The 19,701-nt window shown below is 71.5% G+C and carries 19 protein-coding genes; 8 read left to right on the forward strand and 11 right to left on the reverse strand.

What is annotated here, in order from left to right:
• Window positions 1-660 precede the first annotated feature (660 nt).
• A complete protein-coding gene (locus tag AB0M88_RS47590) occupies window positions 661-2,097 on the reverse strand; it encodes a hypothetical protein (protein WP_364113916.1) in 1,437 nt (478 codons plus the stop codon).
• A gap of 173 nt (window positions 2,098-2,270) precedes the next feature.
• Here AB0M88_RS47590 and AB0M88_RS47595 point away from each other — a divergent pair, with 173 nt between their 5' ends.
• A complete protein-coding gene (locus AB0M88_RS47595) occupies window positions 2,271-2,693 on the forward strand; it encodes a MarR family winged helix-turn-helix transcriptional regulator (protein ID WP_364113918.1) in 423 nt (140 codons plus the stop codon).
• On the opposite strand, the gene AB0M88_RS47600 is transcribed toward AB0M88_RS47595, so the two are convergent.
• The 6 genes from AB0M88_RS47600 to AB0M88_RS47625 form a co-directional block, all read right to left on the reverse strand.
• Window positions 2,690-3,622: an NmrA/HSCARG family protein gene (locus AB0M88_RS47600; RefSeq protein WP_364113920.1), complete on the reverse strand. Its 933-nt coding sequence runs from the start codon at window positions 3,620-3,622 to the stop codon at window positions 2,690-2,692. The genes AB0M88_RS47595 and AB0M88_RS47600 overlap by 4 nt on opposite strands.
• A gap of 42 nt (window positions 3,623-3,664) precedes the next feature.
• Window positions 3,665-5,233, reverse strand: a complete 1,569-nt coding sequence (locus tag AB0M88_RS47605; protein ID WP_364113922.1) for an AMP-binding protein — start codon at window positions 5,231-5,233, stop codon at window positions 3,665-3,667.
• A complete protein-coding gene (locus tag AB0M88_RS47610) occupies window positions 5,226-5,732 on the reverse strand; it encodes a MarR family winged helix-turn-helix transcriptional regulator (RefSeq protein ID WP_364113924.1) in 507 nt (168 codons plus the stop codon). Before AB0M88_RS47610 ends, AB0M88_RS47605 begins: the two co-directional genes overlap by 8 nt.
• Window positions 5,701-6,183, reverse strand: a complete 483-nt coding sequence (locus AB0M88_RS47615) for a deaminase (protein WP_364113926.1) — start codon at window positions 6,181-6,183, stop codon at window positions 5,701-5,703. Before AB0M88_RS47615 ends, AB0M88_RS47610 begins: the two co-directional genes overlap by 32 nt.
• Entirely contained in the window at window positions 6,180-6,806 is a 627-nt protein-coding gene (ribA, locus tag AB0M88_RS47620; RefSeq protein ID WP_364113928.1) for a GTP cyclohydrolase II, read from the reverse strand. The genes AB0M88_RS47615 and ribA overlap by 4 nt, the downstream gene beginning before the upstream one ends.
• 83 nt (window positions 6,807-6,889) lie before the next feature.
• A complete protein-coding gene (locus AB0M88_RS47625; protein ID WP_364113930.1) occupies window positions 6,890-7,735 on the reverse strand; it encodes an NAD(P)-dependent oxidoreductase in 846 nt (281 codons plus the stop codon).
• 108 nt (window positions 7,736-7,843) lie between these two features.
• On the opposite strand from AB0M88_RS47625, the gene AB0M88_RS47630 reads away from it, so the two are divergent.
• Complete coding sequence (locus AB0M88_RS47630) at window positions 7,844-8,632, forward strand: alpha/beta hydrolase (protein ID WP_364113932.1); 789 nt, start codon at window positions 7,844-7,846, stop codon at window positions 8,630-8,632.
• Window positions 8,633-8,822: 190 nt separating this feature from the next.
• Here the strand turns inward: AB0M88_RS47630 and prfH are convergent, their stop codons facing one another.
• Together prfH and AB0M88_RS47640 are read right to left on the reverse strand one after the other, a co-directional pair.
• The gene (prfH, locus tag AB0M88_RS47635; protein WP_364113934.1) at window positions 8,823-9,431 is read right to left on the reverse strand and encodes a peptide chain release factor H; all 609 of its coding nucleotides are present in this window, start codon (window positions 9,429-9,431) and stop codon (window positions 8,823-8,825) included.
• A complete protein-coding gene (locus AB0M88_RS47640; RefSeq protein WP_364113952.1) occupies window positions 9,428-10,573 on the reverse strand; it encodes an RNA ligase RtcB family protein in 1,146 nt (381 codons plus the stop codon). Before AB0M88_RS47640 ends, prfH begins: the two co-directional genes overlap by 4 nt.
• Before the next feature lie 204 nt (window positions 10,574-10,777).
• Here AB0M88_RS47640 and AB0M88_RS47645 point away from each other — a divergent pair, with 204 nt between their 5' ends.
• Window positions 10,778-11,266 (forward strand): prepilin-type N-terminal cleavage/methylation domain-containing protein, encoded by a 489-nt coding sequence (locus tag AB0M88_RS47645; RefSeq protein WP_364113936.1) that lies wholly within the window; start codon window positions 10,778-10,780, stop codon window positions 11,264-11,266.
• A gap of 4 nt (window positions 11,267-11,270) precedes the next feature.
• Here AB0M88_RS47645 and AB0M88_RS47650 read toward each other — a convergent pair whose 3' ends face one another.
• Window positions 11,271-11,840, reverse strand: coding sequence for a hypothetical protein (locus AB0M88_RS47650; protein ID WP_364113938.1), 570 nt, complete (start codon window positions 11,838-11,840; stop codon window positions 11,271-11,273).
• A complete protein-coding gene (locus AB0M88_RS47655) occupies window positions 11,837-13,033 on the reverse strand; it encodes a hypothetical protein (RefSeq protein WP_364113940.1) in 1,197 nt (398 codons plus the stop codon). Before AB0M88_RS47655 ends, AB0M88_RS47650 begins: the two co-directional genes overlap by 4 nt.
• Before the next feature lie 55 nt (window positions 13,034-13,088).
• Between AB0M88_RS47655 and AB0M88_RS47660 the strand changes: the two genes are divergently transcribed.
• From AB0M88_RS47660 to AB0M88_RS47680, 5 genes are all read left to right on the forward strand, one after another.
• Window positions 13,089-14,579, forward strand: a complete 1,491-nt coding sequence (locus tag AB0M88_RS47660; protein WP_364113942.1) for a hypothetical protein — start codon at window positions 13,089-13,091, stop codon at window positions 14,577-14,579.
• The gene (locus AB0M88_RS47665; protein WP_364113944.1) at window positions 14,576-14,956 is read left to right on the forward strand and encodes a hypothetical protein; all 381 of its coding nucleotides are present in this window, start codon (window positions 14,576-14,578) and stop codon (window positions 14,954-14,956) included. The genes AB0M88_RS47660 and AB0M88_RS47665 overlap by 4 nt, the downstream gene beginning before the upstream one ends.
• A gap of 9 nt (window positions 14,957-14,965) precedes the next feature.
• The gene (locus AB0M88_RS47670; protein WP_364113946.1) at window positions 14,966-16,066 is read left to right on the forward strand and encodes an aminotransferase class V-fold PLP-dependent enzyme; all 1,101 of its coding nucleotides are present in this window, start codon (window positions 14,966-14,968) and stop codon (window positions 16,064-16,066) included.
• 153 nt (window positions 16,067-16,219) lie between these two features.
• On the forward strand, window positions 16,220-16,894 hold the full coding sequence (locus AB0M88_RS47675) for a DUF3455 domain-containing protein (protein ID WP_364113948.1): 675 nt from the start codon (window positions 16,220-16,222) through the stop codon (window positions 16,892-16,894).
• Between the two features lie 1,395 nt (window positions 16,895-18,289).
• On the forward strand, window positions 18,290-19,672 hold the full coding sequence (locus AB0M88_RS47680; RefSeq protein ID WP_364113950.1) for a glycoside hydrolase family 6 protein: 1,383 nt from the start codon (window positions 18,290-18,292) through the stop codon (window positions 19,670-19,672).
• Window positions 19,673-19,701 lie beyond the last annotated feature (29 nt).

The raw sequence follows: 19,701 nt of genomic DNA on the forward strand, positions 1-19,701 counted from the left end.
GCGCGGCGCGGGCCCGCCCCCCGCCCCCGGGCTCCCGCCCGCCCCCGCCCCCCCCCGCCGCCCCCCGCGGGGGCGGGCGCCCGGGGGGCCGGCCGGACCGTATCGGGGTGCGACCGCCGGGCGGCGGGACCTATCCGCCATGTCCCGCCGCTGACACGAAGCTACGGCCGGGCCCGGAGACTGTCAGCGCCGATTGCAGTCCCGGTCCGCGGCTGCAACAGGCCCCCGGGCGCCGGGTGAGCTTGCCGGCCGGGGACCAGCCATGGACCGGGAGCGGAGTTGTGGCGGCGTGATCGCGGGTCGCGCGGCTACGGGCGGTGTTCCGGGCTTCGCGCAGTCCGGCGCTGTTCGGCGCAGGCCGGGTTCCGGTGGTGCGGCTGGGTGCGGCGCTTCGAGGTCGGGTGCGGGCTCAGGTGGTCGGCGAGGTTGGCGATCAGATGCAGGGCAGGCTGCGGTTGGTCTGGCTGCGGTTGGTCTGGCTGCGGGCGGCGCTTCGAGGTCGGGTGCGGACCCGGGCGGCCGGCGCCGTTGGGCGGTCAGATGCCGGGTCGGCTGCGGTGGTCTGGCTGGGGGGCGGGGCTTCGACGTCGGGTGCGGACAAGGATTGTCGGCGGGGTTGGGCGGTCAGATGCCGGGACGGGTGCCGGCGGCGCTGCGGGGTCAGGGGCGGAGCCAGGTTGCGGTGGTGCGGGCTACGGCGGGGAGGCGGGGGTCGGCGGCTATCTGGGTGAGGAGGGCCCGGTGGTGGTCGGTGCCGACGCCGTACGCGATGCCGTGCAGGACCGACTCGTTGGCCGGGACCGGGCGGTCCTGCCAGGCCGTGGCCTGGCGGTGCAGGATGCGCCGCCACTGCTGGTCGGTGAAGCGGCCCGGGCAGTGCGCGGTTGCCCAGGCCGCCGCCTGCCGGACCCGGTCGTCGTGGCCGCCCTCGGCGAGCAAGTCGAAGAGCAAGGGGCGGTGGATGTCGGTGCCGAGGAGGGTCAGGGCCTGGAGAGTCGCCGAAATATCGCGGCCGCGGCGGGCGGCCAGGTCGCGGCGGGCCTCGGTCAGCAGGGCGGCCGCTACGCCGTCGCGGTAGGGGGACTGGGCGATCGTCATGGCGGCGACCAGGCGTTCGTCGACCGAGGTGCCCAGCGACTGGCCGACCAGCGCGGCCAGCACCGGGTCGTCGACGCCGACGGCCGCGGCCACCCGTTCGCCGACGTCGTCCGGCCCAGGAGTGAGCCCAGCGGGCGGGGGCGCCGGCGCCTCGCCGAGGAAGCGCCGGGCCAGGGCGGCCCGGGCCGTGGCGGCCAGCCGGCCGTTGTCGCCGTCGGCCGGGGTCGCGTCGAGGGAGCGGGCCAGCTGGGCCCACTGCGGGCCCTCGAAGTGGCCGTCCGAGATCTTGCGGACCACGGCCAGCAGGGCGCCGCGGTGGTGGCGGTCGCTGTCGGGGGAGTCGAGTTGCCTGAGCACGTAGGCGTTGCCGACCGGGTCGGAGCGGACGTCGAGCAGCGCCATCGGTTCGACGACGGCCGGGGACGCGCGGTCCTCGATCAGCTCGAGGCAGGCGCGGACCACGTGCGGTCCGGCGGTGGAATGTTCCAGCAGGCGGCTGGCCGCCTCCTGGCGTTGCAACCAGCCGGTGCCCTCGTGCCGGGTGAGCTCGTCGAGCAGCTTGCCGGCCACCGCCTGCCACAGCCGCGGCGGGTGGAGCACCAGGCCGGGCCGGGCCTCGATCAGCTCGGTGAGCTCGCCCCACTGGTGTCCGGTCAGCGGGCCCGGCCCGGTGGCGGCCTCGAGGAGTTCGTGAAGGCGGCCGGCCGGTGCCTCGCCGGCGGGGTGTGCGGGGCGGCGGGCGGCCGGCAAGGTGCGGTAGAGCGCGTCGCGCACGGTCACGAGCGATTCGGCGGGGAGGCCCAGCAACTGCTCGTAGCGGCGTACGGTCGCGCGGCCGGCCAGGAGGCCGCCGGTCTCCCACCGGGTGATGTGCGAGGGCGCGAGGCCGGGCCGGAAGGCCGCGGCGAACGCCCGCCCGGAACGCAGCGGAACGGCCGCGCCGATCGTACGGTTGGCGCGCAGCAGCCAGCCCACGTAGTCGGCCCCGGTCAACGTCACCCGGCCATTCTGCCGCTTTGCCCCAAAAGGGGGACAGCGCCGGGCGTGGGGCCGGGGGCGGCGGTCGTGTGGTTGTGGTCGTCGCCCGCGCGTACCGGAGAAAGCTCCCGCCGGACCGCCGGGCCGGCCCACCGATAGCATTTGCGCAGAAAGAGCGCGGCGGGAGGGGTGTGATGGCGGACGTGGGGGTTCTCTCCGCCCACCTGCTGGCGAGTTTCCAGCGGGAGCTGTTCACCCGGATGGCCTCGCTGGGGCACGAGCGGCTGCGGCCGCGGCACGGCGCGGTCATGGCCTACCTCGACCGCGACGGCACCCGGGCGAGTGAGCTCTCCGAGCGCTCCGGAGCCCACAAGCAGGTGGTCGGCACGCTGGTCGACGAGCTGGAGCAGCTCGGCTATGTGACGCGGCAGCCCGACCCGGCCGACCGCCGGGCCAAGCTCGTCGTTCCGACCGCGCTGGGCCTCGATCAGATGACCAAGGCGCGGGCCGTCATCGGCGAGATGGAGCGGCGCTACGCCGAGGCCGTCGGCGAAGACCGCTTCGCGACGTTCAAAGCGGTCTTCGCCGAGATAGCCGGCGGGCAGGACAGGCCCTAAAAGGCGATCTCGTCGCGGTGCCGGGTCAGGAACTGCTCCAGGGACAGCCAGCCCGGGTTGATCGAGTAGTGCTTCTCGACGTCCCGCCGGCCCAGGAACGCCTCGGGGAACTCGGCGTAGTACTGGAACATGTTGCCCAGTTCCTCGGCGCCCGGGAAGCCGAAGCCGCGGAACTGGTCGAACGTGGGCGGCCGGTAGGCTACGTGCTCGCCGGTGACCTTGGTGAAGACGTCCGCGATCTCCTCGCCGGTCAGGTGCTCGCCGGCCGGGGTGATGGTCGCCCCGATCGTCTCCGACGGGCGGCGGAAGGCGCTGAGCGTCACCGCGCCGATGTCCTCCGAGGCGATGCCGGCGATCGCGCTGGTGCCCATCGGCAGGTGCAGGGCGACCACGCCGTCCGGGTCGCGCTGCGGTTTGAGGTCGGTGAGCAGGTTGTCCCAGTAGAACGTGAGCTGCAGGTAGGTGGTGGGCAGACCGGACTCGGCGAACATCCGGTCGGCCACCCCGCCCTTCACGTCGAAGTGCGGCACCTTGTAGACCTCGTCGAGGGTCGGCATGCGGTCGTCGCTCACCGGGATCACTTCGCGGGTGTCCTCCAGCGTCGACCACACCACGTGCTGGATTCCGGCCGCCTTGGCCGCGCTGATCAGGTTCTCGACCTCGACCAGCTCCTTGGCCGCCGACATGTGCTCCCAGAACGGGGTCACCAGGTAGACGCCGTACGCCCCGTCAAACGCCGCCCGCAGGGCGGCCTCGTCGTTGAGGCTGGCCTCGACCACCTCGGCGCCGGCTTTCGCCAAAGCCACGGCCTTCTCCGAGGACGCGTTACGGGTGATCGCGCGGACCGCGAACTCGCCGCTGCCGAGCAGCGCCCGGGCCACCGCGCCACCCTGTACGCCGGTCGCCCCCATCACAGAAATCAGTTTCATCGCAGTTCCTCCACGTCGGTGATGACGGGAAGAATATAGTCACTAATCTTGACGATCAAATTTAGTGACCAAGTCGACCCGGTGCACCAGCGCGGCCCGCAAGGCCTTCTTGTCGGTCTTGCCGACCGTGGTCCGCGGCAGGGACCGGGCGACCGAGTAGGACTCGGGAGCGTAGAGATCCCCGAGCTCCTCGACGATCAGGCGGGTCAGCTCGGGGTAGTCCGGCACCTTGGCCGGGTCGTCGGCGACCAGGACCACGTGGACGGTCTCGGTGTTGTCGGGCCCGGGCAGCCCGATCGTCGCCGCCTCCCGGATGCCGGGGCAGCCGGCCAGGAAGTCGTCGAGGAGGCGGGAGTAGACGTTGTCGGCGGTGCGCGCGGTCACGATGATGTCGCGGGCCCGGTCGACGAGATAGAGAAATCCGTTCTCGTCCTGGCGGGCGATGTCGCCGCTACGGAACCAGCCGTCGGCGTCCAGCACCTCGGCCGTACGCTGCGGATCGTTCCAGTAGCCGTCCATCATGGTGAGACTGCGGACGTAGATCTCCCCGGCCTGTCCCACCGGCACCGGCCGTCCGCGCTCGTCCCGCAGCTCCACCTCGACACCGGCGGCGGGGCGCCCGCAGCTGGTCAGCGTCTCCGGCCGGTCCGGGTCGTGCTCCTCGGCGAGGAGCTGGGTGACGACACCGTTCTCGGACGCACCGTAGATCTGGTGCAGGACCGGGCCGAAACGCTCCATGGCCTGCCGGAGGCGGGACGGCGAGGCGGCCGCGCCGAGGTAGTAGACGGTTCGCAGCGCCGGAAGCGCCGGGCCGGGGTGGTCGAGCAGGTCGTAGAGCATGGCCGGCACCAGGACGACCGCGGTGACCCGCTCGCGGTCCATCACCGACATGGCCGGGCCGGCCTCGAAGCTCCTCAGGATGACCGCAGTGTGCCCGGTCAGCACGCTGAGCAGGAAGGCGACGTGGCCGCTGGTGTGGGTCACGAGCGTGCAGATCATCATCGTCGGATCGGCCGAGGCGTCGTCGGTGAAGCCGTCCGACCCGACGACCAGCGTGTCGTAGTAGCCGCTGCGGTGCACCACCAGCTTGGGTAGCCCGGTGGTGCCGCCGGTGTAGAGCAGCGTCGCGATGTGGCGGTCGTCCGCCACCTCGGCGAGCGTCAGCCCGTCCACGCCGGCCGCGGTGGCCACGAAGTCGGTCGCGTCCGGCGACGGGCCGATGCCGAAGACGTACGGGACGTCGGTGTCGGCCACGATCCGTCGGCTGCGCTGCTCGAAGACCGGATCGAACAGCAGCACCTTGACCTCGGCCAGCCGGATCAGCGCCTCCAGCTCGCCGTTGCCGGGTTCCGGGGGTACGAAGACCAGCCGGGCGCCGGCGAAGTGGACCGCCAGTTGCAGCAGCACCGCCTCCGGGGAGTTCGCGACGAAGAGCGCCACCCCGTCCCCGTCCTGCACGCCGCAACCCCGCAGGGCGGCCGCGAAACGGAGAACCGTCTGGACCGCCTCGGTGCCGCTGATCCGCCGCTCTCCGGCGACGATCGCGTCGCGGGTGCCCCGTTTCCCCAGCCGTTCGAGGATTTCGACCGTGTAGTTCGTTTTGTCAGTCACACCCCTTTGACGGGGTGGAAGGGCGCGGGTTCAAGTGGTGTCCGTCTGCCGACAGATCTGGCATGAGCTTGGCGGTCAGGGTGCTCAGCTGGGCCACCTCGTCCGGCGACAACCGGTCGAAGACCAGGCGGCGGACCTCCTCGACGTGGCCCGGGGCGGCCGCGACCAGCACCGCCATCCCGGTGTCGGTCAGGCGGCAGATCTGGCCCCGCTTGTCGGTCGGGCAGGCCTCGCGGCGCACCCAGTCGCGCTGTTCCAGGCTGGCCACGGCGTGCGAGAGGCGGCTGCTGGTCGTGCCGACCAGGCGGGCCAGGTCGGTCATCCGGATGGCGTGGTCGGGGCGGTCACTGAGGTGGGCCAGGATCTGGTAGTACGGGTGCGGGACCCCGGCCTCCTCCCGCAGCTGCCGGTCGAGGGCGGCCGGCAGCAGCATCAGCACCCGCACCAAGTTGCGCCAGGCCGAGGCCTCATCCTCGTCGAGCCAGCGCGGCTCGCTCACCGGAGGTTCCCCTTTCGCGACGGAGTACGTGCTCGTTGATCTGGGCGACCGACTCGGCGTACTCGGCGAGCTCGACCACCTCGACACCGGCGGCGAGCAGCTGTTCGATACCGCGGCCGTCGGCGAAGACCGGCGGCTCGCGCAGCGCGAACACCACCCGGCGGATCCCGGCGTCGACGATCAGGTCGGCGCACGAGCGGGGGCGGGACCGCCGGGTCGTGCACGGCTCCAGCGAGCTGTAGACGGTCGCGCCGGACAGGTCGGCCCCGGCCAGCTTGGCCAGCGCCGCCTCTTCGGCGTGGTAGTGCGGGTCGGTCTCACCGGTGTATCCGGTCGCCAGCACCCGCCCGTCGGCGCCCACGACCACGGCGCCGACGGCGTAGTGGTCGGGCGCCGGCGGGGAGAGCCGCGAGCACTCGATGGCGGCGGCGAGCCAGTGCAGGTCGGTCATGCCGCACCGGCGAGGTCCAGCAGGTGGTGCGTGTGGTCGCGCTTGGCGGCCAGGTAGCGCTGGTTGGCGGCCGACAGGTGTACGCCGGTGCGGATCCGGTCGCTCACCTCGATGCCGAGCGCGGCCAGCTGGTCGGCCTTGTCGGGGTTGTTGGACAGCAGCCGGATCCGGTCGGCGCCCAGAACCCGCAGCATCTGGGCGGCCACCGTGTAGTCGCGCTCGTCCTCGCCGTGGCCGAGGGCCAGGTTCGCCTCGTACGTGTCGAGCCCGGTGTCCTGCAGTGCGTACGCGTCGAGCTTGGCGTACAGCCCGATGCCCCGCCCCTCCTGGCGCAGGTAGAGCAGGAAGCCGCCGGCCACGCTGATCCGCTCGGCGGCCTCCCGCAGCTGGGGGCCGCAGTCGCACCGGGTGCTGCCGAAGACGTCGCCGGTCAGGCACTCGCTGTGCGGCCGGACGAGCGGGCCGTCCGGGCCGGTCAGCGCCGTACGCCAGTCGCCGAGGCCGAGCGCCAGGTGTTCACGCCCGTCGGCCAGGCCGGTGAAGGTGAACACCTCGGCACTCGTCGAGTAGCCGTCCGGGAACCGTAAGGGCACGGTGACCCGGGTCCGCGTCGTGACCGCCATCCCCGCCTCCAAGTTGTTGAAGTTTCAGAGACAAGAGTCGTCCTCCGATCTTGAAACTCCAAGAACGAGACCCGTGCCGCTGGTCACAAGGGATCGGCATCGCGCCAGCTGTGTTGAGGTTCGTAGCCGAGGATTCGCCGGGCCTTGTCGATCGAGAGCAGGGTCTCGTGCTCGCCGAGCTCCCGGGTGACCGGTACGTCCGGATAGACGGCGGCGGCCAGCGACGCCGACGAGCGGCTCATCACCGTGTCGGCGTTCGCGATGATGAAGATCTCGACCCCGGTGCCGTCGTAGTCGAGCGCCTTGCGCACCGCCTGGGCCCCGTCCCGCGCGTCGATGTAGCCCCACAGGTTCCACTTCCGCAGGTGCGGGTCGGCGTCGAACGACGGGAACTCGGCGTAGTCGGCGGGCTCCATCACGTTGGAGAACCGCAGCCCGATCATCTTCAGCGCCGGGTTCCACCGGCAGAACTGCGCCGCCATCGTCTCCTCGAGGTGCTTGGCCAGCGCGTAGTGCCACTCCGGCCGGGCCGGATATTCCTCGTCGAGCGGGATGTACGGCGGTGGCGTCTCGAACGGGATGCCGAGCAGCGTCTCGCTCGACGCCCACACCACGTTGTCGATGCCGGCCGCGGCGGCGGCCGCGAACACGTTGTACGTCGCGGTGATGTTGTTGTGGAACGTCGCCGCGTTGGTCGTGACACCGGGCGCCGGCACGGCCGCCAGATGCACGACGGCGTCGATCGCCGAGTACCTGTCGTCGACCGCGGTCAGCGCGGAGAGCGTCTGCCCGTAGTCGGTGAGGTCGACCCTGATGTCCGGCCGCTGGGCCGCCGCGTCCAGGTTGAAGACCTGGTCGCCGCTCTCGCGTAGCCCGGCGACCACCGCCCGGCCCAGCTTTCCGGTGCCCCCGGTGACCGCGATCCGCATGTGGTGCCTCCGTTAGTTGAGATCTTGGAAAAAAATATCGCGAGGGTCGCGATGAGTTTCCACGGCGGTGCCGGTCAACCCAGGCAACGACAGATTGAGGAGACGGAAATGTACGCCGACGTCAACGGCCTCCACATGTACTACGAGACCCACGGCACGGGTAGCCCGCTGGTGCTCCTGCACGGCGGACTCGGCTCGGGCGAGATGTTCGGCCCGATCCTGTCCACCTTCGCCGAGAACCACACCGTCATCGTCCCCGACCTGCAGGGCCACGGCCGCACCGCGGACATCGAGCGGCCCCTGGACGTACGGGAAATGGGCGGCGACATCGCCGCCCTGATCGACCACCTGGGGTTGGAGCGGCCCGACGTGGTCGGCTACTCGCTCGGGGGTGGCACCGGCTATCAGCTCGCCTTCCAGCACCCGGAGAAGATCGGCCGGCTGGTCGCGGCCTCCGCCGGAATCCGGCGGGACGCGACCTATCCGGAGATCCTCCAGCAGCAGGGGCAGGTCGGGGCGGCGGCGGTCGAGTTCATGAAGGAAACGCCGATGTATGAGCTCTACCAGCGGGTCGCGCCGCGCCCGGAGGACTTCCCGCGGCTCCTCGACAAGATCGGCGCCGCGATGGCGGTCGACTTCGACTTCACCGAGGAGGTCAAGGCGCTGCGGGTGCCGACGCTGGTGATGGCCGGGGATGCCGACATGTGCCCGCCGAGCCACTTCGTCGAGGTGTTCGGCCTGCTCGACGGCGGGAAGCGGGACGGCGGCTGGCAGGGCGAGGGCCGGTCAGCGGGCGGCCACGGCCTGGCGATCCTGCCCCGGACCACGCACTACGACCTCTTCATGTCGCCGCTGTTCGCGAGCGCCGCGCTCGGCTTCCTGGCCGAGAAGGCCTGAGGCTGGTCGCGCATCGGGGGTTCTCGCCGGAGTTGTGCGGCTGTACAACTCCGGCGAGAGGACCATCAGTCACCGTCGTCGGTCCGTCTCTCGCTCGGCTTGACCCGCGACGTGTTGATGTGTTGACGTGTGTATCAACATATTGACTGCATCAACAGTTGACGTGTTGATTCAGTCAACATGTCGGGCGTCAGGGGCGCTCGACCCGGGTCGGGTTGCCGCGGACCAACTCGTCGTGGATCTGCCAGCGGGTCGTGGCGACCTCGCGGGCCGCGGCCTCGTTGCCCTTCTCCAGTCGCTCGCGGAGAAGGTTGAGCGCCAGCCGTCGGTTGAGGCTGAGGTGGCGCTCGGTGTCGACGACCACGACCTCCCCGGACGGGCGGTGAACGGCCCGGACGGCGGTGCTCGCCTTGTTGCGGTGCTGGCCACCCGGGCCGCCGGTGCGGACCGGGACGATCTCGACGTCATCCTCCGAGAACGTGGCGGGCTGGGCGGCTGCCGGCGGTGGGCTGGCGATGACATACCAGTTCTTGCGGCCGTAGCCGGCGCGGTAGGGGCTCGGGGCCTGCCAGCAGAGCGTGCCGGTCCAGCCGGCGGCGAACACCGCGGCGCCCGGCCCGGCGATCCGGACCAGCGCCGAGCGGTACGTCTCCCGCCCGTCCCCGGCCACCACCTCGAGCCGTTCCACCGCCAGTCTGCTCCGGGCGGCCGCCGACTCCAGCCGGCGGAGCAGATGCCCGAGCGCCCACGTGCACTCGCGCGGCCCGCGCCCGGCCGACAGCAACAGGTCGACGCTCATCGGCGGCCGCCCCGCACTCGCGAAGCCGGCCTCGAGTCGCCGGGCCGGCCGCTGAGGCGGGTGTCGGCGGTCTTGTAGGTCACCAGCGGCACCGTGTAGGCGACCGGGGTGGCCAGGTCGAACGAGACCAGGTCGCCGATCACCTGCTCGATGCGTTTGTAGGCCGTCGGGGCCTCCTCGAACAGGAGCTGGCGGTCGCCGCAGACGACGATCGAGCCGACCGGGGTGCGACGCAGCTCCTCGACCGTGTGTTTGGCCTTGCCGCGGCGCAGCGCGTCGGAGCGGGACATTTTGCGGCCCGCGCCGTGCGCCACCGACCAGCCGGCGTCCGGGCCGGCGTGGGTGGCGACCAGCGCCGACCGGGTGCCGCGGGTGCCGGCGACCAGCACCTCGCCGCCGTCGCCCGGCGCCGCGCCCTTGCGGTGCAGGTAGGTGCCGTCGGGGAGCACGGTGACCAGGTTGTGGCAGCGGTCGACGACCGGTTCGGACGAGGTGGCGCCCAGGGCCGTCGCCACGCGCTCGGCCAACAGGCGCCGGTTGAGTGAGCCCCAGCGGACCGCCTCGTCGTGGGCCGCCAGGTAGGCCGAAGGGTCAGCGGCCGGGCCGGCGCCGTGCACCGAGGTGTGGGCGCGCAGGATCTGCTCACCGAGGCCCCGCGAGCCGCTGTGCACGATCAGCACGAGATCCCCGTCGACCAGCCGGGAGGAACTGGCCACCGGGGTGGTGCCGGCCGGCCCGGCGGAGGAGGTGCCCTCCACCCGGGCCAGCTCGACGAAGTGGTTGCCGCGTCCGACCGTGCCGAGGCTTTCCCGGTAGCCGGCCGGAACCGGCTGGTCGAAAGGAACCGGCTGGTCGAGGTCGGGGAAGCGGGCGGCCAGCTTCTCGGGCACCGCCCGCTTGAGCCGGATCGGGAAGACCGCGATGCCGCAGCCGATGTCGGAGCCGACCAGGAACGGGTAGAGCACCGATGAGTGCATGGCGGCACCGATCGGGGCGCCCTTGCCGGGGTGCAGGTCGGGCATGCCGGCGACGTGGATCATGCCGTCGAGCGCGGCGACCTGGTGGCACTGGGCCACGGCGTCGGACTCGATCCAGCTGGACGGTGAAGCGAAAACGGTGACCGAAGCGGAAGACAAAACGATCCCTTGAACTGGGGCGGAGTGGGAAACGTCGGAGCTTCTGTCAGTACGTCATGCCCGACACTCTGGCCCACCGCGCCGGGAGCGGCAACGCAGTTTTCGGTTCCCAATCGGGTGCGAAAGCGCTCAAGTTCCGGCGCGGGCCTCCGATGAGTCTGGTGTAAGGCGGATCCCCGCCGCCGAAGCGACAAACGGAGGCAACCCCCCATGCACGAGGTCATCAACCGGCTCCGCACCAAGAAGAACGACGAGGGCTTCACGCTCATCGAGCTCCTGGTGGTGGTCGTCATCATCGGCGTCCTGGTCGCGATCGCCGTGCCGGTGTACCTGAACTACCGCAAGGGCGCGGCCGACAAGTCGGCCCAGTCGGATGTCCGCGGCGGCGTCAGCGCGGTCGAGCAGTTCTACACCGACAACGGCAACACGTACCCGGTGTCGGTGACCGGTGCGAACGACGGTTCGAGCACCAGCAAGGCCTCGCTCGACCTGCTTCTCACCGCCACCTCGACGCCCGGCGCCTCGAAGATCACGCTGTCGGACAAGACCCAGCTCGGCTTCAAGAACAACGGTGACGGCACCTACCTGCTCTGCGGCAACAACACCGGCGGCAGCGGCAAGTGGTACGTCTACAACAGCAGCAACGGCGGCTCGGTCTCCGCCGCGCCGGCGGCTGTCAACCTCAGTTCCTGCGCCTGACGCCTCAGGCGAACAGCGGCTGCCTCCCCGGCCGGGTCCGCCGCCACGCGACGGCGATCAGCACGATCAGGGCGACCCCGGGCAACGACCCGACCGTCCAGCTGATCGCCAGCGGCGGACCGGGCTGGCTGAGCACCTCGACTCCGGCCAGCGTCCCCTCGCCGTGGCCCTGCGGCCCGTCGATCGCGAAGCCGAACGAGTAGGTGCCGGAGTGGTCGAGGGAGCGCACGTCGAGGCCCCAGGCGTCCAGCTTGCGCGGGTGCCGCACCAGCCGCGAGTGCCGCTCCTCGTCCGTGGAACCGGATGAGGGACCCGAACCGGAACTGCTGATCGTGAGATAGCCCGACTTCCCGGCGATGCCACCGTCCGGCATGAAGGTGAAGTCGAGTGACCGCATCGCCCGGATCGGCCAGGTCGAGAAGCCGACGGTCAGATGGTAGGGGCCGGCGGTGACCTGTTCGGTGTGAACGATGTCGACCGGCGGATAGGCCAGGGCCGGGGTCGCCACGGCGAGGGTGGCGACCAGCGCCACCAGCGCGGCGGCGGCCCGGTGGGCCCGGACGGCGATCCTCATTTGTCTTCCTCCACGGTGCCGGCACCGGCGGGCTCGGGCCCGGCTTCGGCACCGATGAAACCCGGGGCCGGGACCGTCTCGGCCCGCAGCATCACCGCGAAGCGGCAGCCCAGATAGCCGGTGAGCGGGCCGAGCAGCAGCCCGAGCAGCATCAGCGAGAGCACGTCGGTGCCGGACAGGTGCTGGGTCGGGTCGGTGAGGATGGTCTGCAGGGCGAGGCCGCCGCCGACCACGAAGCCGGCGACCGCCCCGGCGAGCACCATCAGCCAGGCCGGGCGCAGGCGGCCCGAGCGGCCGAGCGCGAAGAACCCCTCGGTGGTCACCGCGGCGACGATCAGGAACATCGGGATGGTGCTCGGCAGCACCGGCGGCTCGGCCGAGACGACGTCGCGCAGCGGCAGGCCGACCACCCGGGCGTACGCCTCGGCGGCCCACGGCGAGAACCACCAGAGAATGCCCTGCAGGACGCCGAGCACGACCGCGATCCGGATCGCCGTCCCGGGGCCGAGCAGGGCCGCCGACATGATCAGCAGGGTCGGTGCGCAGAGGATGATGCCGAGCAGCACCGGGTCGATCGGCAGCGGCGCCTCGCTCAGGCCGTTGAACGCGATCGGGCCGAAAATGATCAGGATCGGCACGGCGAGCAGGAACCCGATGCGGCCCCAGCGCTGGTCGCGCGCGGCGGCCGTGACGACGACGCTGCCCGACATCGTGATCGAGACGGCCAGGAAGAGCGCCACGTGCGACGGCGTGTTGAGCACGGCGTCGAAGCCGTAGATCGAGTGCCACCACAGGTCGAGCAGGCCGTAGAGCAGGAACAGCGCGGCACCCGAACCGGAGATCAGATAGCCGAGCGGCGCGTGGAACCGGCCGCCGAGCACGCGGATCGGCGGCCCACCGGCGTACCGGGGGAAAGCGTGACCGGTCCGCTGGGCCCCGGTAGAGCGGAGCACCATGGTCAGGCTGGCGATGCCGGCGATCGCGCTGCCCGAATAGAGCGCCAGGTGGGACAGCGTGAAGAAGGTGTCGGGGCCGACCTCGACGTGCCACTGGATGTCCCAGCCCAGACCGAACAGCGTGATCAGCGTGCCGGCCAGCACCGACCAGGCGCCGGCCTGCGCCATCCGCACGCCCGCCGGGACGGGCGCGGCCCGGCTCGTGACGGGCGTGGCCGAGCTGAGCGGCAGGTCCACGACGGACTCCCTCCGGTAGACCGTTGAGCCTAGTGTTTGCCTAGAGTCGGTCGCGATGACCAGACTTCGTTCGCTGACCGTGGCAACCGTCCTTTTCGCGCTGCTGCTTCCGGCGGCCCCGGCGGCGGCCGACACGGCGTCGCCGGGTGGCGACATCACGGTCGCGCAGACGCTGGGCGACCGTGACCTCACGCTGATCCTGCGGCGGGTCACCTCGGTGCCGGGTCCGCTGCGGGTCGAGGCGATCACCCACGCGGGCACGCCGGGCGGTTCGCTCACGCTCACCTTGGCCCCGGCTTCCGGGGGTACGCCGGGGAGCAGCGCGACGCTCGCGCTCGGCCGTGAACCCGGCAGCTACGGAGCGACGATGCACGTGGACCGGGCCGGCCCGTGGGAGCTGGCGGTGAGCGACGGGACGCGGACGGCGCGGGTGCCGTTCGTGGTGCTGGGGCCGGCGGTGTCCCCGGCCGAGAAGGCGACCTACGGCGGGTTCCTGGCCGCGGGGATTCTGCTGCTGGTCACGATCGTGGTCGCGGTGCGGGTGCGGCGCGCCGGATGGGTGCTGCTGCCCGGCGCCGGTCTCGTCGCGGGGCTGGCCGTCGCCGTGACGGGAGCGGTGCTGTCGGCGTCGCTGCCCTTGCCGCCGCAGCCGGGCCTGCAGACCGACGCAACGGTGGGTAATGCCGGGGATCCGTACGCGCTGAGTCGTCCGTTGATCGCCGACTACTCACGGCCGCCGGTGCTGATGGCGGTCGCCCGCCTGCCGGATGACGACCTGTCGTTCCGGCTGACCGACGCGTCCACCGGGCTGCCAGCCGACGACCTGGTCGTTCACGACGACGCCCTGATCCACCTGCTGATCGTCGGGCCGGGCGGGGAGCTGTGGCACCTGCATCCGGTCCGGGTCGCGCCGGGGGAGTTCCGGGTGCGCTTCGTGCCGGCGGCCGACGGGCACTACGCGGTGTCGGCCGAGCTGGAGCGGCGCGGCGGAGGCGTGCAGCTGGTGCGGGCGGCCGACGGGTTCGACGTCGCCGGTGTCGTCTCGCGCGGCTCACCGGCGTACGGGATCGTCAGCGTGACCGCCGGTCGGCGGGTGACCTCGACGGTTTCGGGCGTGCCGGTGTCGATCATGGCGTCCGGAAAGGTGGCCGGGACGGCCGTGACGCTGACCGCCGGTTTCGGCACGAGTGCGACGCTGCAGCCGTGGCTGGGGATGCTCGGGCATCTGATCGTGGTCGGGCCGGTCCCGGCCGGGGTCCCGGTGGGGCCGGCGGCGCAGCGGGCACCGGTGTGGGCGCACGCGCACTCGATGGGCGACCTGACGCCGGGGATGAACATGCCGGGGATGTCGTCCGATGACCGGTCGATGGCGGGGCTGATGCCGGTGAACGGCGACAGTGCGGCCGACGAGACCGTCGCCGCCTACGGACCGTCCATCTCGTTCACCTTCACGTTCGGTAGCCCGGGCCGCTATCTGCTGTGGATGCAGGCGGAGCGTGGCTACCGGATCCTGACCGTGCCGGCCGTGCTGGAGGTGACCCGGTGAAGGCTCTGCTCGCGGCGGCCGGGGTGGTCGTCCTCGGAGTGATCGGCTGGCTGGTGTGGCCGGCCGCGCCGGGCCCGCTGGTGCTGCACGCCTCGACCCGGGTGTCGGCGGTGACGGTGACCATCGCGCGGCCGAGGCTGGGGACGACCGATCTCGACATCTCGACCTCGCCCGGGGCCTTCATCCTCGCGCAGGGCGTCATGCCGCTGATCGGATACGCGACACCGGAGGTCGCGGCGACGGCGGCCGGGGGCGGCCGCTACACGGTGGCGGCGGTGCATCTGATGACGACCGGGCCGTGGGAGTTGCGCCTGGCGGTCACGCCCCGGGGCGGAACGCGGGAAGACCTGGTGTTGCCGTTCGACGTCACGGGGTAGGAGCCGTTCATGGACCAGCCTTTGACGCGGGAGTTCGGATCGTTGGAGCCGGGGCGGGCGTGGTTCAACACCGCCCACCAGGGGCCGTTGCCGTCCACGGCCGTGGAGGCCTCGTCGCGCGCGGCCGAAATGAAAGCGAATCCGTGCCGGCTTCCGGACTCGTCGTTCTCGGAAGTGCCGGAGGTGTTGCGGGCCCGGCTGGCGACCCTGGTCGGCGGCGCCGTCGACGAGATCGTGCTCGGCAACAGCACCTCCTACGGGCTGCACCTGATCGCCAACGGGCTCTCGTTCGCCCCGGACGACGAGGTGCTGACCGTCGAAGGGGACTATCCGGCCACCGTGCTGCCGTGGCAGCGGGTCGCGCGGGTCCGGTCGGTGCCCGCGTCCGAGCTGCCGGCCGCGATCGCGCCCCGGACGCGCGTGATGGCGGTGACGTGGGTGGACTCGTTCACCGGGCGGGCGCTGGACCTTTCGGCGCTGGGCCGGGCCTGCCGCGAACGCGGGGTCTGGCTGGTCGTGAACGGCTCCCAGGCGGTCGGTGCGCGGCCGGTCGACGTCCGGTCGCTGGGCGTCGACGCGCTGGTGTCGTGCGGATACAAGTGGTTGTGCGGGCCGTACGGGACCGGCTTCGCCTGGCTCTCGCCGGCGCTGCGCGACACGCTGCGGCCCCAGCAGGCGTACTGGCTGGCGATGCAGGGCGACCGCGGCCTCGACCACATGCGCGACACCCGGCTGCGCGACGACCTCGGGGTACGCGGGTTCGACGTCTTCTGCCCGGCGGCCTTCGCCACGTCGCTGCCGTGGATCGCCTCGCTCGACCTGTTCCTCGCCGCGGGGGTCGATTCGATCGCGCGCTATGACCAGGAATTGGCCTCGCGTCTACTGGCCGGCATCGACCCCTCCGCCTATTCCGTGGTCAGTCCGTCCCGTTCGGCCCTGGTGGTTCTGTCGCGCCGGGACGGCACCGCGTTCTCGCGGCATCGGCTATTGACGTCGGCCGGAATCGACACCGCCTACCGCGAGGGCAACCTGCGCTTCTCGCTCCACACTTTCAATACCGTGGAACAGGTCGACCGGGCGCTCGATGCATTACATATCCAAGACCGCTGAGGAATGCTCACGTTTATCGAATACCCATCGGGCCCGATCGATCAGCCGGAACGGGTTGGATGATCGTGCAATGCGGAGTGGACAAAGGGCCCTACCGAACGGTAACGCTGATCGATGAATCCTCCCGCCCCGTGTGACCGGTCGGTGGGCGCGGTGCCCACCATCCCGAACTGGGGGGATTTCATGTTCAACACCAAGCGGTCCCGCGTACGCGCTCTAGCGGTGGCCGGCATGGCGGCCGTCGCCGGGGGCGTCGTCGCCGTGACCTACTCGGCGTCGGCGGCGGAGGTCGCCGCACCGGGCTTCGTTGCACCAGGTTTTGACGCGCCGGGTTCTGTCGCGCCGGCGCCGGTGGGGCCCGACGCCAGAGCAGTCTCGATCCCGGGCATCCCGGCGGCCATCAAACCGCCGGCCGGCTCCACCCCGATCGGGGCCTACGTGGTCACGACCGGCACCCAGAACTACACCTGCGTCGTGCCGGCGGGCGCGACCGCCGGTGGCTACACCGGAGCCTCCACCCCGGAGGCGCAGCTCATCGGCACCGGCGGGCGCATCCACCACTTCGCCGGCCCGAGCTGGCAGTCCCTGCGCGACAACTCACTGGTCACGGCGACGAAGGCGGCCCAGTCCGACCGGGCGGGCGCGATCCCGGAGCTGCTGCTCAAGGTCGCCACCCACTCCGGCAGCGGCATCATGACCAGGGCCGACTACATCAGCCGCCTCTATACCTCGGGCGGTGTGGCCCCGGCCGGCAGTTGCACGGCCGGCGAGGCGGTCAAGGTTCCCTACAAGGCGGTCTACGTCTTCTGGGACGCTCCGACCGTCTGAGGTCGCTTCCGGCCGGCCATGTCGGGTCGTCGGCCGGGGAGCATTTGCTGAGCGGCGCCACGGGGGAGCGCTGACGGGGAGTGTCACGGGGGAGCGTTGCTCGGCGGTGTCACGGGGGAACGCCGGCGGTGAGCCTTGCTGGGGGCGTCACGAGGGAGCACCGACGGGATCCAGCCACGGGGGAGCTGAACGAGGCCTGGCCACTGACCGGATCGGCTGGACCAGGCCTCGATCAGCGGGCGATTCCGCATCCACTCGGGACATTCGCGCCGCCCGGTCGACGGTGCCATGAACCTCGTGCTTGTCTCCAGCGAATTGCACCTGGTCCGGCGCTCGTCGACGGCAAATTAAGCCCAGCCAAGCGGAACTCCGACCTTGCTCCAGGAGCACCTTGCGCCGCGCGATCCAGGGCCGCCGCGACTCCGGCCCCGCCGTGGCTGTTCAGGTATGCGTTCTCAGTATCCGTGCGGAATGTCGCCTGGCCCCTTCAGGGGACGGACTTCGCCGGCGCGTCCGCGAGGTTAGCCGGCGTCACGTTTGAGGTCCGGGCGTGTCTTGGACAGGCTCGGCCGGCTGGCGGAGGGAGCCCTGACAAAGCGGCTGCTCCCGTCGGACAAAGCTCAGCTGGCCTTCGAATTAACCCAGGATCCTAGGATGCACAGGTACTGTGCCCACACCCACTCAGGGGCTCGGGGCGCGTCCATGACGCTGGTACTCGCGAACTGCTGGACCGGGCGGCTTGGAAAGCGACGGCTGCCAATACATTCGGGGCAACCAGGAATGGCGGGCGCAGCTGCGCTATTCGTTGCGCTCCCGGCGCGCGCCGGGAGCGTGGCGCGGCTGTGCTCCCGGCACACGCCAGCGGCGAGGGAGTGGTTCCCAGCGCGTGCCTCAAACGGCGGGTGGCAGGCCTTCGGTTCCCGGGAGGGCGGCAGGCGCATGAGCGGCCCGGTCGCGTCTCCAGCAAACGCCGCAGACGGCGGCGCGGCCCGGCTGCGGACCTGGCGCATGTCGCAGACGGCCGCGCGGCCAGGCTGTGGCTCCCGGCGCATGCCGCAAACGGCGGAGCGACCCGGCGTCAGCTCTCGGCAGACGCGCAGCGGCACGGCTGCCGTCTCCGGCCCACGCTGCGGACAGGGCAGGCCGAATATGCCGCACGCGGCGGAGGAGCCAACTGTATGAACCCGCCCCGCATCGAGATGCGGAAAACCCGCAGGGCGTCGAGGGGAATGCCCGGCGCGCTGTGACTGCGGATCTCGCTGGAACCGGAAAAGGCCGGCCGCGCCTTTCGGTTCTCTGGACGCATCGTGAGTTGTGGATGCGTGAGGGGTGGCCTACGGTGTGGGAGCGCTCCCAAAAGCGGAACCCCTCCCCTCACCACCGGAAGGAAGGCCCGTGTCCCCATCCCCCCTTGCACGTAAGCGCCGCCGACGGGCATCACTCGTCGCGGGCTCGGCGGCGGCGTTCGTCGCCGCCGGGGCGGTCTGGCTCACCACCGGAACCGCCGACGCCGGGACTCTCAGCGGCGTGCTCTATCGCGATCCGAATACGGCCGTTGCCCGGTGGGTGGCGGCCAATCCCAACGATTCCCGGGTCGGTGTGATCCGGGACAAGATTGCCAGTCAGCCGGCCGCGCACTGGGTGTCGTCGTTCAATGTCAGCACCGTGCAGGCCGACGTCTCGACCTATGTGGGCGGGGCGGCGAGCGCCGGGCAGGTTCCGGTGCTGGCGGTCTACGGCATCACCAACCGGGACTGCGGCGGTGCCAGTGCCGGCGGGGCGCCCGATCTGGCGACCTATCAGACCTGGATCGGCAACATCGCCAAGGGGCTGGGCAACCAGACCGTGATCGTGGCGCTGGAGCCGGACTCGATCGCCCTGCAGACCTGCCTCAGCGCGAGCGACATCAGCGCGCGGGATCAGGCGCTGCACACCGCCACCCAGACGTTGAAGCGGGCCAACCCGAGCACCAAGGTCTACCTCGACGGCGGGCACTCGACCTGGAACAGCGCCGGGGAGCAGGCCAACCGCCTGGCCGCGGCGGGCGTGGCGGACGCCGACGGGTTCTTCACCAATGTGTCGAACTTCAACCCGACGAGCGCGGAGGCCGCCTACGGGCGGTCGATCAGTAACGCGCTGGCCGGTCAGGGCATCGCGAACAAGCATCAGGTTATCGACACCAGCCGGAACGGCGGGGCCAGCGGCGACTGGTGTGGTGACGACAACACGGACCGGCGGATCGGGCAGTACCCGACCACGGCGACCAATGACGCCAACGTCGACGCGTACCTGTGGGTGAAGCCGCCGGGGGAGGCGGACGGCTGCAAGTTCACGGCCGGCTCGTTCCAGCCCGACCTCGCCTACAGCCTGGCGAACGGGGCACCCAACCCGCCGACAACGCCGCCCACCACGGCACCGACGACCCCGCCGACGACCGGCCCGACCACCCCGCCGACGACCGGCCCGACGACCCCGCCGGCCAGCGGAGGGGCGTGTCAGGCGAGCTACCAGGTCAGCAGCTCGTGGCAGGGCGGTTTCCAGGCCCAGGTCACGGTGACCGCGGGCAACGCCGCGATCGGAAGTTGGGCGGTCAGCTGGACGCTCCCGAGCGGCCAGAGCGTGACCCAGTCGTGGAGCGCCACGGTGACGACCAGCGGCTCGACGGTCACCGCCCGCAACGCGGCCTGGAACGGGTCGCTCGCGGCCCATGCCAGCACCCAGTTCGGCTTCATCGCCAACGGCAGCAGCTCGGCCGTACCGGCGCTCAGCTGTTCCTGACGGGACGGCCGTCCGGGCCCGATGGGCCC

Source organism: Actinoplanes sp. NPDC051411 (assembly GCF_040682075.1).
GTDB lineage: Bacteria > Actinomycetota > Actinomycetes > Mycobacteriales > Micromonosporaceae > Actinoplanes.